The sequence below is a fragment of the Vibrio sp. 2134-1 genome (assembly GCF_033339495.1).
Genome location: NZ_JAWOUS010000038.1, coordinates 1 through 16,325, shown reverse-complemented (window position 1 = coordinate 16,325; position 16,325 = coordinate 1). Strand labels below are relative to the sequence as shown.

Here is a 16,325-nt window from a genome sequence, read left to right as displayed (position 1 = left end):
TCGACTCAAAACGCCATCAAATTTTTCTTCAGGTTGGAATTCTTCGACGCGACTTTGAATTGGTGTCACGTTTTTCAGCCCTAATGTGTGCACGACTTGCTTGATAAAACGGATGCGTTTGCCAAGACTGTCGAGCAAAAAGAAGGTTTTCTCAGGGTTCATGATTGCCAAAGGGATGCCCGGTAACCCCGGACCAGTACCAACATCAATGAAGCGCTCACCGGGCAGGTGTGCGCTTACAACGATACTATCAAGAATATGTTTCACTAACATATCAAGCGGATCACGTACCGATGTTAAATTGTACGCTTTGTTCCATTTGTCGAGCAGTTCGACATAACCAACTAACTGCTCTCGTTGCTGTTCTGACACTTCCAAATCGGTTTTCGCGATCAGTGAATCCAGCTTTGTTCGCAATGCACTCATTATTCTTCCTCACCTTTCTTCAGCAAACCATGCTTTTTCAAGTGAACAAGTAGAATAGAAATTGCAGCAGGCGTAATACCAGAAATGCGTGATGCAATACCGATGCTCTCTGGTTTGGCCTCGCTCAGTTTAGCAACGACTTCGTTTGATAAACCTTTTACATCGCGGTAATCCAAATCAGCAGGTAACTTGGTATTTTCGTGACGCAGTGATTTTTCGATCTCTTCCTGCTGACGCTTGATGTAACCATCATATTTCACTTGAATTTCAACTTGCTCAGCCGCTTGCTGATCTTCAAGTGCAGGAGCAAACGCTTCAAGTTGCGTCAGTTGCGAATAAGTGATCTCAGGACGACGCAGAAGATCCTCACCACTCGCTTCACGGGCCATTGGGGTTTTCAGCAGCTTGTTCAGCTCATCAACACCCTCTGACTTCGGATTCATCCACGTTGCTTTCAAACGCTGACGCTCCGTTTCCATATTGTTGATTTTCTCGTTAAAGCGAGCCCAACGAACATCATCAATCAAGCCTAGCTCGCGCGCTTTTTCCGTTAAACGTAAATCGGCGTTATCTTCACGAAGTAGCAGGCGGTATTCCGCACGAGAAGTGAACATGCGGTACGGCTCTTTGGTACCCATGGTCGATAAGTCATCAATCAACACGCCCATGTAAGCTTGGTCACGACGTGGGCTCCAGCCTTCTTTGTCTTGGCTAAACAAGCTTGCATTTAGACCGGCCATCAAGCCTTGCGCTGCGGCTTCTTCGTAGCCAGTCGTGCCATTAATCTGGCCAGCAAAGAACAAACCATGGATGAACTTCGTCTCGTACGTTTGCTTCAAATCACGTGGATCGAAGAAATCATATTCAATCGCATAACCTGGGCGAACGATGTGTGCATTTTCAAACCCTTTCATTGAGCGCACGATTTGTACTTGCACATCAAATGGCAAGCTGGTCGAGATACCATTAGGGTATAACTCGTGCGTGGTTAGGCCTTCTGGCTCAATGAAGATTTGGTGGCTGTTTTTGTCAGCGAAACGCATCACTTTGTCTTCAATAGACGGACAGTAACGAGGACCAATACCTTCAATCACACCTGCGTACATTGGACTGCGATCCAAGTTACTGCGGATCACATCGTGAGTTTGTTCATTGGTGTGGGTGATGAAACATGGAATCTGACGCGGATGCTGTTCACGTTTGCCCATGAACGAGAATACAGGCGTTGGGTTATCACCGTGCTGAGCTTCTAGCACTGAAAAATCAACAGTACGAGCATCAATGCGCGGTGGAGTACCTGTTTTTAAACGATCCACGCGGAACGGCAGTTCACGCAGTCGATCCGCTAATGCGATCGATGGTGGATCCCCGGCACGACCACCAGACGAGCTTTCCATACCTATGTGGATCTTACCACCAAGGAAGGTACCCACGGTTAGCACAACGGCTTTCGCATGGAAGCGAAGTCCCATTTGAGTTACCACACCAACTGCGCGATCTTGTTCAACAATCAGATCATCAACTGATTGCTGGAACAACGTTAAGTTAGGCGCATTTTCTAATGCATTACGAACGTACGCTTTGTACAGAGCGCGATCGGCTTGAGCTCGAGTTGCTCGTACTGCAGGACCTTTGGAGGCATTTAGTGTACGAAACTGAATACCTGCATGGTCGATGGCTTCAGCCATCAAACCGCCCATAGCATCTACTTCTTTTACTAAGTGACCTTTACCAATACCACCGATCGCCGGATTACAAGACATCTGGCCTAATGTATCGATGTTATGGGTAAGGAGAAGCGTTTTTTGTCCTGTGCGTGCAGATGCGAGCGCGGCTTCCGTTCCTGCGTGTCCGCCACCGACAACAATGACGTCAAAGTTTTCGTGATAAAGCATGAACTGACCTCAGGTATTCAAAGGGATTTAATGGACAGATAAAGGAGCCGTATTTTACCTGCTTTATGCCAGAGAGAAAAACGTTTTCTCGTTTTATCCGTTTTAAGCTTCAAGATAAATATATATAAGATCTATATATATGATCTTTTATTAGATCTACTATTAGGATCGACCGTTTCTGTGGATAACCTAAAAATGATCAACAAGATCATGGATCTTCTTTGGATCATATCTTGTGATCATGATTGGATCAGATCGAGGATTACCTGGGATCAAAAGTGGTAGTTATACACAGGGGGTAAAATTGATCAAAGTTGTTATTGGGATAACTAAAGGAAAATCACTGGATCTTATTGTAGTTATCCACAGTCTGTTTGGTTGGTTTTTGAGCGGTTAAACAAAATAATTTGGTGGGAGTTATTCACATGGGAGAAAACAGAGCCGAATTTCGACTCTGTTGAAGGGAAAGTCGTGAGTTTAAAAACGTTCGATATTCTCTTTTAACCACATCTCTGCGGCGTCTTCTGGCACATCATGGCTCAGTACATCGATTTTAAAGCAATCTGCGAGAGGGGTTGCACCAATATCCTCTAATAAATCATAAGCGTGTTGACCAGCGGCACAGAACGTATCGTAGCTAGAGTCACCAATCGCAATCACCGCAAATTTTACATCAGTCATTTTTGGCGGTGTATTTTGTAATGCTGCGATAAAAGGTTGGATATTATCAGGATACTCACCAGCTCCATGTGTAGAGGTGATCACCAACCACGTACCTTGATTTTCGATATCACAGAGGGAAGGCTGGTTGTGGATCGTTGTTTCAAATCCATTCTCGTTGAGTAGATCACTCAGGTGATCCCCTACGTATTCTGCGCCACCTAACGTGCTGCCTGTAATAATGTGGATCATACTTCTTCCTTATTGAATGCGACGGCTAAAGCTCATGGATGGCTTGCCGTACAAAAAGAAACGCGGTGTGAGTTAAGCTCAGCACCGCGCGTTCGATTATTTACTTCCCGATACAGAATGAAGAGAAGATTCGTCCCAGTAAGTCGTCAGAACTGAACTCACCGGTAATCTCATTGAGATGTTGTTGGGTGATGCGTAGCTCTTCAGCCAATATTTCACCTGCCATATAGCCTTCAAGCTGCTCCTGGCCTATTTGAAGGTGCTGTGCGGCACGTTCTAATGCATCGAGATGACGACGACGAGCCATAAACCCACCTTCACTGTTGCCAGAGAAGCCCATACACTCCTTGAGATGATCGCGCAGAGCTTCAACCCCTGCACCAGTCTTCGCTGACAAACGGATAAGAGTAGGGTTATTGACGTGGCAGATCCCCATATCTTCACCCGTTTGATCCGCTTTATTACGGATCACAGTTATGCCAATGTTGTCTGGTAGGCGATCCACAAAATCTGGCCAGATATCTTTCGGATCGGTGGCATCGGTTGTCGTGCCATCCACCATGAACAACACGCGGTCTGCTTGGGCTATTTCATCCCACGCGCGTTCGATACCGATTTTCTCTACTTCATCGGAAGCATCACGCAAACCTGCAGTATCGATGATGTGCAGAGGCATGCCATCAATATGGATATGCTCACGCAGTACATCACGCGTAGTTCCTGCGATGTCGGTTACGATTGCAGACTCTTTACCCGATAGCGCGTTCAGCAGGCTTGATTTGCCCGCATTTGGACGACCCGCAATCACGACTTTCATCCCTTCACGCATAATAGCGCCTTGGTTAGCTTCTTTGCGCACCGCATCTAGGTTGTCGATGATGGCTTGTAGGTCACCAGCCACTTTACCGTCGGCCAAAAAGTCGATCTCTTCTTCAGGGAAGTCGATGGCTGCTTCAACATAGATACGCAAATGAATCAGCGACTCAACTAAGGTATTAATGCGGCCTGAAAATGCGCCCTGTAAGGATTGCAGCGCCGATTTTGCTGCTTCTTCAGAACTGGCATCAATGAGGTCTGCAATCGCTTCGGCTTGAGCTAAGTCGAGTTTATCGTTCAGAAATGCGCGTTCAGAGAACTCACCAGGGCGAGCAGCTCGAATACCATCTATACCTAGAATGCGTTTTATCAGCATATCCATCACGACAGGGCCGCCATGGCCTTGCAGCTCAAGTACGTCTTCACCTGTAAATGAGTGTGGGTTAGGGAAGTACAGTGCGATGCCCTGATCAAGCACAGTGCCATCTTCTGACTTAAACGGCAGGTACTCTGCGTAGCGGGGCTTTAGTGTTTTGCCAGTGACTTCTAACGCCACTTGGTTGGCTTTAGGGCCAGAAACTCGAATAATACCGACACCGCCACGACCAGGCGCGGTCGCTTGAGCGACAATCGTATCTGTAGTCATAATTTTGCCTTTTGAGCTGGGCTATAGGGAAGATACCTAGGGAGCCATCACAATTAATTAGCTGAATTGTAATCAGCCAAAAACAAAAAGGCGACCTTTTGGCCGCCTTTCTCAATCATTTCCTAAAAGGTTACTTGCTGTGTAAGCCTTTTTTCTCTAATCCTTTGTAGATCAGAGTTTGCTGGATAAGCGTTACGATGTTCGACACCAACCAGTACAGAACGAGACCTGATGGGAAGAACAAGAAGAAGAAGGTAAACATAACCGGCATAAAGGTCATGATCTTCTGCTGCATTGGATCCGTTACCGTTGTCGGGCTCATCTTCTGGATTAGGAACATAGACGCACCCATCAATAGTGGCAGGATGTAGTAAGGGTCCTGTGCTGAAAGGTCATGAATCCAACCGAAGAATGGAGAGTGACGTAGCTCTACCGATTCCATTAGTGCCCAGTAAAGCGCGATGAAAATAGGCATCTGTAGGATAAGAGGTAAACAGCCACCTAGTGGGTTCACTTTCTCTTTCTTGTACAGTTCCATCATTTCTTGGCTCATGCGCTGACGGTCATCACCGATACGCTCACGCATTGCTTGCAGCTTAGGCTGTAGCATGCGCATTTTCGCCATAGACGTGTATTGCGCTTTTGTTAGTGGGTACATTGCACCACGAACGATGAAGGTCAGACAGATGATTGCCACACCCCAGTTACCAACAAAGCTCTGGATGAATGAAAGCAACATATGAAGAGGCTTCGCAATGAACCATAACCAGCCGTAGTCCACTACTAGGTCTAGGTTAGGTGCCACTTCTGCCATTTCATCTTGCAGTTTTGGACCAACCCAAAGTGTTGCTTCAAACTTAGCCTGATCGCCTGTTGCGATAGTTTTGTTCGGCATACGAACGCCGATGTCGCCTAGGTTGCCAATTACACGAGTGTATAGGTTAGTACCTGGTTCGTTACGTGGGATCCAAGCTGCGGCAAAGTAGTGCTGAATCATTGCTGCCCAACCTTGGCCATCGGCTAGGTTAAGAGACAGGTTGCGATCCTGCATATCATCAAAGCTGTACTTCTTGTAACGCGTATCTTCTGTTGAGTATGCGCCACCACGGTAAGTAGGCATTGTGATGCTACCACCATCGTCCATTAGGTTTTGACGTAGGTGAGCGTACATACCAAATGTTGCGTTGTTGCCTGAGTTGTTCACTACATCGTATTCAACATTAAGCGCGTAGCTGCCGCGTTTAAAGATGTAAGTTTTGGTGTATTCGATACCGTTTGCAGTGAATGTCATCGGAACGCGAAGTTCATCTTGACCGTCAGCCATTGTGAAGCTGTCTGCACTTACGTTGTAGTGAGGGCGATTTGTGCTGCTCAAGTCGATACCTTGAGGGCCCACTAGACCGCTTTGAGCGATAAATTGGTGACCTTGAGCGTCTTTAAGCAGAACAAAGGAATCTGATGAATCTAACTCAGCAGAGTATTCGTTAAGGTTGGCATGTACCACATCGCCACCAACGGTGTCGATCGACAGAGTTAAAACATCAGTCGTTACTGTGATAGTTTTTGCAGAAGCTTGCTGTTGACCAGGAACTGGGTCAAGTTCATCAGCAAAAGATGGTGCAGGTAGAGTGCTGCTTGATTGAGCCTGTTCAACTGCTTGAGGTTCTGGATTCTTTGCAACTTGCCATTGTTGAAACAGCAAAAAAGAAACCAGGGCCAAACCGATGAGCAGGATATTACGTTGAGAATCCATCGTTAGTTATCTCTGTCTTGTTTTTGGACTGGTGGAACGGGGTCATACCCCCCTTCATTCAAAGGGTGGCATTTTAATAGACGTTTGCCTGATAACCAACATCCTTTTACAAAACCGTGAGCTCTCAAAGCTTCTAGCGCGTAAGTGGAACAGGTTGGTGTGAACCGGCAACGAGGACCAATCAAAGGGCTGATAAACCAGCGATACAGATAAACGAGCCCAATGGCTATCCACGTGAAGGGCGAGACAGGCGTTGCCATAGCTTATCAAACAACTTAAAAATTTCCTCATTGCTTAAATCTTGCGCGCTTTTCTTCGCAATCACAACAAAATCTTTGTTTGGAAGCTGATGTTGATTGTTACGAAAGCTTTCACGAGCCAAACGCTTAAATCGGTTACGACCGACAGCCGTTTTGATTTGCTTTTTGGGAACCGCTAAACCTAATCGTGGGTGAGAAAGTTTGTTATTGCGAGCAATGATGGTGAAATGAGGCGAGCCAGCTCGATGAGCTTGCTGGAAGACGTTTTGATAATGCTCGGGAGTTAACAAACGTAACTCCCGATTAAACGCGTACGTGTTCAAAATAAACTAGCGATTATTTTGATAGGCGCGCACGGCCTTTTGCACGACGTGCGTTGATAACTTTACGACCGTTCTTAGTTGCCATGCGAGCACGGAAGCCGTGAGTACGCTTGCGCTTTAGAACTGTAGGTTGAAAAGTGCGTTTCATGATAATTACCTTTACTGATCAGTAGTTTTAGGTTCTTGTTAAACCCGGCGTGGGTATTTGCTTTCTTATATAAAGAAGCTCTTTATATAGAGAAGGACAACCGACGCCTCTCAACAAAGAGGCGGAATTGTAATCACACTCACATAATGTGTCAATGACTCAATGAGTACGAAATTCCGGCCGGGCGATTATACGTAGTGTGAGTAAAATCTCAAGGATCAATCGATCCTGATGCTTGATCGTTACTCTATTCCTACTTGGTTAAGGAATTTTTTCAAACGAGGATCTTGTGGATTATCGAAGATATCCTGTGGAGAACCTTGCTCAACGATATTGCCTTCCGCCATGAAGATCACTCTATCAGCGACTTCTTTCGCGAATTGCATCTCGTGCGTCACCACCAGCATGGTTTGATGCTGATTAGCTAACTTCTTCATTAATGAGAGAACTTCACCGACCCATTCAGGATCCAGCGCAGAAGTTGGTTCGTCAAACAACAGCAGTTCTGGTTGCAGCGCCATCGCTCGGCCGATACCCACACGTTGTTGTTGGCCGCCAGACAATGCTGCTGGATAACTATCGCCTTTATCCCCAAGACCGATGTCATCCAGAATTTGTTGCGCTCGTTTGAGAGCATCGGCTTTTTTCCAGCCTCGAACGGTCACTAGACCTTCGGCAATGTTCTGGCGCGCATTCATGTGGGCAAACAGGGCATAGTTTTGGAACACAAAGCCAGTTCGACGACGCAGCGCTAATACTTCGGCTTTAGTGTGTTTTTGAGTATCAACGGAGATGTCATCTATCGTGATACGACCTTCATCTGCTTGTTCTAGAAAGTTCACCGTACGCAGCAAGGTTGATTTACCCGTACCACTTGAGCCGATAATCACGATGATCTCACCTTGCTTAATATCGAGGTCGATGCCTTTCAGCACTTCAGTCTCACCAAAACGTTTGTGAATATTTTCTAACTTAATCATCGTACGTACGCCTTATTCAGTTTTGCTTCTGCCCAGATTTGTACGCGAGTCAGAATCACCACCACGCCCCAGTAAATAAGAGCAACCGCAAGGAAAGCTTCAAAGAAACGGAAACTTGATGAGGCTTCCATCTGTGCTTTCGCCATGATTTCGGCCACACCAAGCGTGAAAGCGAGAGACGTTGACTTGATCATATCGATGAAGTAGTTCATCAATGAAGGCAGTGCGACACGCGTTGCTTGAGGTAAAATCACTCGGCGCATTGCTTGGGATGTCGTCATACCGACCGATAAGCTCGCTTCCATTTGGCTGCGATCAATGCCAATAATGGCGGCACGAATACTTTCCGCCATATAAGCGGCAAAGTGCAGCGTTAAACCGATAACCGCTGCTGAAAAGGCGTCGATACCGACCATCAATGGAAAAATTTGCGGTAAGCCGTAATAAAGCAGGAAAAGCTGAACCAACAGTGGGGTGCCACGGAAGAAGCTGATGTACAGTTGGCTTAATTGATCCAGAACTGGCAGTTTAAATACGCGAATATTGGCTAAAATGACGGATAAAATCAGCGAAAACACCAATCCCCATGTCGCCATTTCCATGGTTGTGCCAAGATATTTCAGCAATATCGGCAACAGTTCCAACATGTAATTAAAGTCAAATCCCATACGGCTTACCTAAAGGCTAGAGAAAAGAAAAGGTGGAAAACAAGTTCCACCTTTACGTAAGTTTATTTTAGTCCGAGAGTGATACCACTTTGCGGCCTAAAGTACAAAGAGTTCTTATTTCGTGATGTCAGCGCCAAACCACTTCACGGAAATTTTCTCTACTGTACCATCTGCGCGCATCTCAGCCAGTGCTTTGTTTACTTCTTCTTGCAGTTTACGACCTTTCTCGTTGTCAACGAAAGGCCATGCGTTTTGAATGGTCTCAAACGGTTCACCTGCCAATTCCAGAGGAAGGCCAGTTTTCTTAATCAGCTCTAACGCAGAAAGACGATCCATTACAAACGCGTCTGCACGACCGAGCGCCACGTCATGTTCGATACCTGTGTCGTACGTTTTAATGTTGATCTTGCCGTCTTTGTCGTATTGACGCAGTAGTTGCTCAAAGTTAGAGCCTAGGTTGACCGCAACGGTTTTGCCCGCAAGATCGTCAACACCTTTGATGCTGTCGTTGCCTTTACGCACGGTAATTTGTGCGCCATCTACAACGTAAGGGTCAGCAAATAGGTATTTAGCTTTACGCTCATCAGTCATGGTGATTTGGTTGGAGATCGTATCGATACGACCAGTTTCTAAAAGACCAAATAAACCAGAGAAGTTGGCTGTTACGTATTCGATTTTGTAATCGTTACGTTTACCGATTTCATCCCACATGTCGACTTCAAAGCCTTGTAGCTTGTCTTGCTTTACAAAAGTAAACGGGAAGTAGCGACCTGACATACCAACTTTGACTTCAGTAGCGGCTTGTACGGTTGCTGCCGACAGTGCAATGGCTGCAACGGCAACCTTAATCCAGTTTTTCATAATACATCTCCATAATTTTATGGTTGGAAATACTACTGTTAGTTAGCTCAATTAAATAAATAACCAAGAGCAATAACCTAGACCTGTGAGTTATTAGATAATAGAAGAAGAATGTTAAATGTGACGAAAATGCGAACTGAACCTAGCGAAATGATCGACAAAATCAGCATTGGGAATAAAATAATACACAGACTTATCACCAATCGCTCGATCTTGTGAATTTTGCCCAATTGTGGATCGTTGTGTGGGCAAATTTGGGGCAAGGTGTGTTGATCTCATCAAGTTTGCAGAAATAATTGTGAATAACTTGGATCTTATTCACTGGATCGTCGATCAATCGCTGGCGATCTTGGTTATCAACAGGTAAAATTGCCAGTCTTTTCCGATAATTCAATTACTCAGTGGGGGCACCGTGTCATCTTCGCTTTGGCTGCAATGTTTGCAGCAGCTTCAAGAAGAGCTACCAGCTACAGAATTCAGCATGTGGGTTCGTCCGCTACAAGCGGAGCTCAATGACAATACTCTCACTCTATTCGCGCCAAACCGCTTTGTGTTGGACTGGGTGCGTGATAAGTATCTGAACAATATTACTCGCTTACTGCAGGAATACTGCGGTGGCGATATTCCTAACTTACGTTTTGAAGTGGGGAGCCGACCTGTCTCTGCTCCAAAACCAGCGCCGACACGTACGCCTGCAGATGTGGCTGCCGAGTCATCTGCACCTGCGCAATTACAGGCGCGTAAGCCAGTACACAAAACCTGGGATGACGACGCTCAAGCGATTGCGGCTATCAATCACCGCTCAAACATGAACCCAAAACACAAGTTCGACAACTTTGTTGAAGGTAAGTCGAACCAACTGGGTTTGGCTGCGGCGCGTCAGGTATCGGATAATCCTGGTGCAGCATACAACCCGCTGTTCCTATACGGTGGCACGGGCTTGGGTAAAACGCACTTGTTGCATGCGGTGGGCAACGCGATTGTGGATAACAACCCGAACGCAAAAGTGGTCTACATGCACTCAGAACGTTTTGTGCAAGACATGGTGAAAGCGCTGCAAAACAATGCGATTGAAGAATTCAAACGCTACTACCGCAGTGTGGATGCACTCCTTATCGATGACATCCAATTCTTTGCTAATAAAGAACGTTCGCAAGAAGAATTCTTCCATACCTTCAACGCACTATTGGAAGGTAATCAGCAGATCATTCTAACGTCTGACCGTTATCCTAAAGAAATTAATGGCGTTGAAGATCGTCTTAAATCTCGCTTTGGTTGGGGTCTTACTGTTGCGATCGAGCCGCCTGAGCTTGAAACGCGTGTGGCGATCTTGATGAAAAAAGCTGAAGATCACCAAATCCACCTTGCTGATGAAGTGGCATTCTTCATTGCCAAGCGTCTGCGTTCGAACGTTCGTGAGCTAGAAGGTGCATTGAACCGTGTTATCGCGAACGCGAACTTTACTGGTCGTCCAATCACGATTGATTTTGTGCGTGAAGCGCTGCGCGATCTGCTTGCTCTACAAGAGAAGCTGGTGACGATCGATAACATTCAAAAGACCGTGGCGGAATACTACAAGATTAAAGTGGCGGACTTGCTGTCTAAGCGTCGTTCTCGTTCTGTAGCGCGTCCTCGTCAGCTGGCTATGGCGTTAGCAAAAGAGCTAACCAACCACAGTTTGCCTGAAATTGGCGATGCGTTTGGGGGGCGCGATCATACGACCGTACTTCATGCTTGTCGCAAGATTGAGCAGCTGCGTGAAGAGAGCCACGACATTAAAGAAGATTACTCTAACTTGATTCGCACCCTGTCTTCGTAATCGGTTAGAATAACGGTATTCTAAGCAAATCATTTATTGAGCTGACAGCGTAAAGAGCCAAGCATGAAATTTACCATTGAACGTAGTCATTTAATCAAACCGCTACAGCAGGTTTCGGGCGCTTTAGGTGGCCGACCAACTCTGCCAATCCTGGGTAACCTACTTCTTAAAGTAGAAGAGAACGTATTGTCGATGACGGCAACCGATCTTGAAGTAGAGTTAGTAAGCAAAGTGACGCTAGAAGGTGATTTTGAAGCGGGCAGCATTACCGTTCCTTCGCGTAAGTTTCTCGATATCTGCCGTGGTTTACCGGACGATGCGATCATCACATTTGTATTAGAAGGTGATCGCGTACAAGTTCGCTCTGGTCGCAGCCGTTTCTCGTTGGCAACGCTTCCTGCGAACGATTTCCCTAATATTGAAGATTGGCAAAGCGAAGTGGAAGTATCACTGAGCCAAGCTGATTTACGTACGCTGATCGACAAAACTCAGTTCTCGATGGCGAATCAAGACGTTCGTTACTACCTCAACGGCATGTTGTTTGAAATTGACGGCACCACGCTACGCAGCGTGGCGACGGACGGCCACCGTATGGCGGTATCGCAAACTCAGCTAGGTGCGGACTTTGCGCAGAAGCAAATCATCGTGCCACGCAAAGGTGTGCAAGAATTAGTAAAGTTGATGGATGCGCCAGAGCAGCCCGTAGTACTTCAGATCGGTAGCTCCAATGTTCGTGCTGAGGTGAATAACTTTACTTTTACCTCTAAGTTGGTTGATGGTCGTTTCCCTGATTACCGCCGTGTATTGCCTCAGAGCACCAATAAGACCCTAATAGCAAGTTGTGACGAGTTGCGCCAAGCCTTCTCTCGTGCTGCGATTCTTTCCAACGAAAAATTCCGTGGCGTGCGTGTGAATCTGGCTGATACTGAAATGCGCATTACTGCCAATAACCCAGAGCAAGAAGAAGCAGAAGAAATGCTAGACGTGACCTTTGAAGGTGACGCTATCGAGATCGGCTTCAACGTTAGCTACGTGCTTGATGTGCTTAATACACTGCGTTGCGATAACGTGCGTGTGTCGATGTCAGATGCGAACGCAAGTGCGTTGATTGAAAACGCAGACGACGACAGTGCCATGTACGTGGTGATGCCAATTCGTCTATAAGCCATCTGAATGCCACTTTCTCGCCTCATCATTCAGCAGTTTCGAAACATTAAAGCCTGTGATATTGAGTTATCAGCAGGCTTTAACTTTCTTATCGGGCCGAACGGCAGCGGTAAAACCAGTGTCTTAGAAGCGGTTTATCTGCTCGGGCATGGCCGCTCATTCAAGAGCTCTCTCACCGGACGAGTGATACAAAATGAGTGTGACGAACTGTTTGTTCATGGTCGTTTTTTGAACTCGGATCAATTTGAGCTACCTATCGGCATTAATAAGCAGCGTGATGGCTCAACAGAGGTTAAAATAGGCGGTCAATCTGGACAAAAATTAGCGCAGTTGGCACAAGTTCTGCCTCTGCAGTTGATACACCCAGAAGGGTTTGATTTACTGACAGATGGCCCTAAACATCGTCGTGCGTTTATTGATTGGGGCGTGTTTCATACCGAGCCCGCTTTTTATCAAGCATGGGGAAGGTTCAAGCGCCTGAACAAGCAGCGCAACGCGTTGTTGAAAACCGCCAATAGTTATCGTGAGCTCAGTTATTGGGATCAGGAAATGGCAGGATTGGCTGAAAACATCAGCCAATGGCGAGCAAGTTACATCGAGCAGATGAAAACTGTCGCAGAAACTATCTGTCAGACATTTTTGCCAGAATTTGAGATCCAATTGAAGTATTATCGTGGCTGGGATAAAGACACTCCATACCACGAGATACTAGAAAAGAATTTTGAGCGTGATCAGGCATTGGGATACACCTTTAGTGGCCCAAACAAAGCTGATTTGCGCATTAAAGTGAACGGAACGCCCGTTGAAGATGTTCTGTCACGCGGTCAATTAAAACTCATGGTGTGTGCATTGCGTGTAGCGCAAGGGCAACACCTGACAGAGATGGCCGGTAAACAATGCATTTACCTAATTGATGACTTCGCGTCGGAATTAGATAGCCAACGTCGCAAGCGTCTTGCTGACTGCTTAAAAGAGACGGGCGCACAAGTATTTGTAAGCTCTATCACTGAAAGCCAAATCGCCGATATGTTGGACGATAACGGTAAATTGTTTCATGTGGAACATGGCAGGATAGAGTCAAACTAGAAGAGAGAAACTCATGTCTGAAAATTACGATTCATCGAGTATTAAGGTACTGAAGGGTCTGGATGCGGTACGTAAGCGTCCAGGAATGTACATCGGCGATACGGACGACGGCACCGGCCTTCACCACATGGTTTTCGAGGTGGTGGATAACTCAATTGATGAAGCGTTGGCAGGTCACTGTAAAGACATCGTTGTGACAATTCATGAGGATAACTCGGTTTCCGTTAGCGATGATGGTCGTGGCATTCCAACAGAAATCCACTCTGAGGAAAATGTCTCTGCAGCAGAAGTAATCATGACGGTTCTTCACGCGGGTGGTAAGTTCGACGATAACTCATACAAAGTATCGGGTGGTCTTCACGGGGTAGGTGTTTCAGTAGTAAACGCACTATCAGAGAAAGTTGAGCTAACGATTCATCGTGGTGGTCATATCCATACGCAAACCTACCGCCATGGTGAGCCTCAAGCGCCACTAGCCGTTGTGGGTGATACGGATAAAACCGGTACACAAATTCGTTTCTGGCCAAGTGCCGAGACGTTCTCTAACACTGAGTTCCACTATGACATTCTGGCGAAACGCCTGCGTGAACTGTCATTCCTGAACTCTGGTGTGTCGATCAAATTGGTTGATGAACGTGAAGCGGACAAACATGATCACTTCATGTATGAAGGTGGTATTCAAGCGTTCGTTGATCACCTAAACACCAACAAAACGCCAATCATCGAAAAAATCTTCCACTTTAATTCTGAGCGTGAAGACGGCATTTCAGTTGAAGTGGCGATGCAATGGAACGATGGTTTCCAAGAGAATATCTTCTGCTTTACCAACAATATCCCACAGCGTGATGGTGGTACTCACCTTGCTGGTTTCCGTGCTGCGCTAACACGTACATTGAACAGCTTTATGGATAAAGAAGGTTTCTCGAAGAAAGCGAAAACAGCGACTTCAGGCGACGATGCGCGTGAAGGTCTAACTGCGGTTGTTTCGGTGAAAGTGCCTGATCCTAAATTCTCAAGCCAAACAAAAGACAAACTGGTTTCTTCTGAAGTGAAATCAGCTGTTGAGTCTGCAATGGGTGAAAAACTGTCTGAGTTCCTGATTGAGAACCCGACAGAAGCGAAGATGGTTTGTTCGAAAATCATCGATGCAGCACGTGCTCGTGAAGCAGCGCGTAAAGCTCGTGAAATGACGCGCCGTAAAGGTGCACTAGACCTAGCTGGCCTTCCAGGTAAACTTGCAGACTGTCAGGAAAAAGATCCGGCACTCTCTGAACTATACATAGTGGAGGGTGATTCGGCAGGCGGCTCCGCAAAACAAGGCCGTAACCGTAAGAACCAAGCGATCCTACCGCTAAAAGGTAAGATTCTTAACGTAGAAAAAGCACGTTTCGACAAGATGCTATCTTCTCAAGAAGTAGCAACACTGATCACCGCACTAGGTTGTGGTATCGGTCGTGACGAGTACAACCCGGACAAGCTTCGTTACCACAACATCATCATCATGACCGATGCCGATGTCGATGGTTCGCACATCCGTACGCTACTGTTGACCTTCTTCTACCGTCAAATGCCAGAGCTTATCGAGCGTGGTTATGTCTACATCGCTCAGCCACCACTATACAAAGTGAAAAAAGGCAAACAAGAGCAGTACATCAAAGATGAAGAAGCGATGAACCAATACCAAGTATCATTAGCTCTGGATAATGCATCGCTACACGTAAACGCAGAAGCACCTGCACTGGCTGGTGAAGCACTAGAGAAGCTTGTTCAACAGTACAATGCGGGTATTAAACTGGCGGAACGTATGAGCCGTCGCTACCCAAGTGCTTTGGTAAACGAGTTGATTTACACTCCTCGTCTAACGCCAGAGCAATGCCATGACGCATCAGTTGTGGAAGCGTGGACGAAGCAGCTTATTGAGCAGCTGAATGCGAAAGAAGTGGGTGCAAGCCAGTACAGCTACGAAGTTGAGCAGCACGAAGAGCTAGGCTTAAACTTGCCTAAGATTGTGGTTCGTACTCACGGAGTGACGCACGAACATGCAATTAGCATCGACTTCCTAAACTCGAAAGAGTACGGCAAGTTGGCTGATCTATCAGAAGCACTTGATGGACTTCTGGAAGAAGGCGCGTACATCAAACGTGGTGAGCGTACTATGCCAGTGGCAAACTTTGCAGAAGCGCTTGACTGGTTAGTGAAAGAGTCAATGCGTGGCTTAAGCCGTCAGCGCTACAAAGGTCTAGGTGAGATGAACCCAGACCAACTTTGGGAAACCACCATGGACCCAGAAACTCGTCGTATGATGCAGGTAACGATTGAAGATGCGGTAGGCGCAGATCAACTGTTCACTACGCTAATGGGTGACCAAGTAGAACCTCGTCGTAACTTCATCGAAGAGAACGCACTGAAAGTAGCGAACCTAGACGTATAACGACACTGTTCGTGATAGTAAAAAGCAGCGAGAAATCGCTGCTTTTTTTGTTTTACCTGTGCCGTCCTAAATAAGGTTGACACTTTCCACCCCCAAAATTGGAGAGTGTTATGAAATCAACAACTAAAAGAACT

The 16,325-nt window shown here is 46.4% G+C and carries 15 protein-coding genes; 4 read left to right on the top strand and 11 right to left on the bottom strand.

Translation table 11 applies throughout. From position 1 onward, the window contains the following. The 11 genes from rsmG to R7R78_RS22765 all read right to left on the bottom strand — a co-directional run. A partial coding sequence (gene rsmG / locus R7R78_RS22815; protein ID WP_225474268.1) for a 16S rRNA (guanine(527)-N(7))-methyltransferase RsmG occupies positions 1 to 426 on the bottom strand: 426 nt, incomplete at its 3' end. Continuing rightward, entirely contained in the window at positions 426 to 2,321 is a 1,896-nt protein-coding gene (mnmG, locus tag R7R78_RS22810) for a tRNA uridine-5-carboxymethylaminomethyl(34) synthesis enzyme MnmG (protein WP_005378901.1), read from the bottom strand. The genes mnmG and rsmG, both read right to left, overlap by 1 nt. A 477-nt stretch (positions 2,322 to 2,798) precedes the next feature. Next, positions 2,799 to 3,233, bottom strand: coding sequence for an FMN-binding protein MioC (gene mioC, locus R7R78_RS22805; RefSeq protein ID WP_154204938.1), 435 nt, complete (start codon positions 3,231 to 3,233; stop codon positions 2,799 to 2,801). A gap of 100 nt (positions 3,234 to 3,333) precedes the next feature. Continuing rightward, the gene (gene mnmE / locus R7R78_RS22800) at positions 3,334 to 4,695 is read right to left on the bottom strand and encodes a tRNA uridine-5-carboxymethylaminomethyl(34) synthesis GTPase MnmE (RefSeq protein ID WP_005383836.1); all 1,362 of its coding nucleotides are present in this window, start codon (positions 4,693 to 4,695) and stop codon (positions 3,334 to 3,336) included. Positions 4,696 to 4,825: 130 nt separating this feature from the next. After that, on the bottom strand, positions 4,826 to 6,448 hold the full coding sequence (yidC, locus tag R7R78_RS22795) for a membrane protein insertase YidC (protein WP_005383834.1): 1,623 nt from the start codon (positions 6,446 to 6,448) through the stop codon (positions 4,826 to 4,828). Between the two features lie 2 nt (positions 6,449 to 6,450). Further along, positions 6,451 to 6,708 carry a membrane protein insertion efficiency factor YidD gene (gene yidD, locus R7R78_RS22790; RefSeq protein WP_005378822.1) on the bottom strand — a complete coding sequence of 86 codons (258 nt, stop codon included), beginning with the start codon at positions 6,706 to 6,708 and terminating at the stop codon, positions 6,451 to 6,453. Further along, positions 6,675 to 6,998, bottom strand: coding sequence for a ribonuclease P protein component (rnpA, locus tag R7R78_RS22785; protein WP_005394102.1), 324 nt, complete (start codon positions 6,996 to 6,998; stop codon positions 6,675 to 6,677). Before rnpA ends, yidD begins: the two co-directional genes overlap by 34 nt. 46 nt (positions 6,999 to 7,044) lie before the next feature. Further along, positions 7,045 to 7,179, bottom strand: coding sequence for a 50S ribosomal protein L34 (gene rpmH / locus R7R78_RS22780; RefSeq protein WP_005378825.1), 135 nt, complete (start codon positions 7,177 to 7,179; stop codon positions 7,045 to 7,047). Between the two features lie 242 nt (positions 7,180 to 7,421). Beyond that, positions 7,422 to 8,159 (bottom strand): amino acid ABC transporter ATP-binding protein, encoded by a 738-nt coding sequence (locus R7R78_RS22775; RefSeq protein WP_005378827.1) that lies wholly within the window; start codon positions 8,157 to 8,159, stop codon positions 7,422 to 7,424. After that, a complete protein-coding gene (locus tag R7R78_RS22770) occupies positions 8,156 to 8,827 on the bottom strand; it encodes an amino acid ABC transporter permease (RefSeq protein WP_005378829.1) in 672 nt (223 codons plus the stop codon). Before R7R78_RS22770 ends, R7R78_RS22775 begins: the two co-directional genes overlap by 4 nt. 114 nt (positions 8,828 to 8,941) lie before the next feature. Then, complete coding sequence (locus tag R7R78_RS22765) at positions 8,942 to 9,688, bottom strand: amino acid ABC transporter substrate-binding protein (protein WP_005378831.1); 747 nt, start codon at positions 9,686 to 9,688, stop codon at positions 8,942 to 8,944. 412 nt (positions 9,689 to 10,100) lie between these two features. Here R7R78_RS22765 and dnaA point away from each other — a divergent pair, with 412 nt between their 5' ends. The 4 genes from dnaA (at position 10,101) to gyrB (ending at position 16,191) form a co-directional block, all read left to right on the top strand. Further along, entirely contained in the window at positions 10,101 to 11,507 is a 1,407-nt protein-coding gene (dnaA, locus tag R7R78_RS22760) for a chromosomal replication initiator protein DnaA (RefSeq protein ID WP_005378835.1), read from the top strand. Between the two features lie 63 nt (positions 11,508 to 11,570). Continuing rightward, the gene (gene dnaN / locus R7R78_RS22755; protein ID WP_158157052.1) at positions 11,571 to 12,671 is read left to right on the top strand and encodes a DNA polymerase III subunit beta; all 1,101 of its coding nucleotides are present in this window, start codon (positions 11,571 to 11,573) and stop codon (positions 12,669 to 12,671) included. Between the two features lie 9 nt (positions 12,672 to 12,680). Further along, a complete protein-coding gene (gene recF, locus R7R78_RS22750; RefSeq protein ID WP_005378839.1) occupies positions 12,681 to 13,760 on the top strand; it encodes a DNA replication/repair protein RecF in 1,080 nt (359 codons plus the stop codon). A gap of 13 nt (positions 13,761 to 13,773) precedes the next feature. Beyond that, positions 13,774 to 16,191: a DNA topoisomerase (ATP-hydrolyzing) subunit B gene (gene gyrB / locus R7R78_RS22745; protein ID WP_005378841.1), complete on the top strand. Its 2,418-nt coding sequence runs from the start codon at positions 13,774 to 13,776 to the stop codon at positions 16,189 to 16,191. Positions 16,192 to 16,325 lie beyond the last annotated feature (134 nt).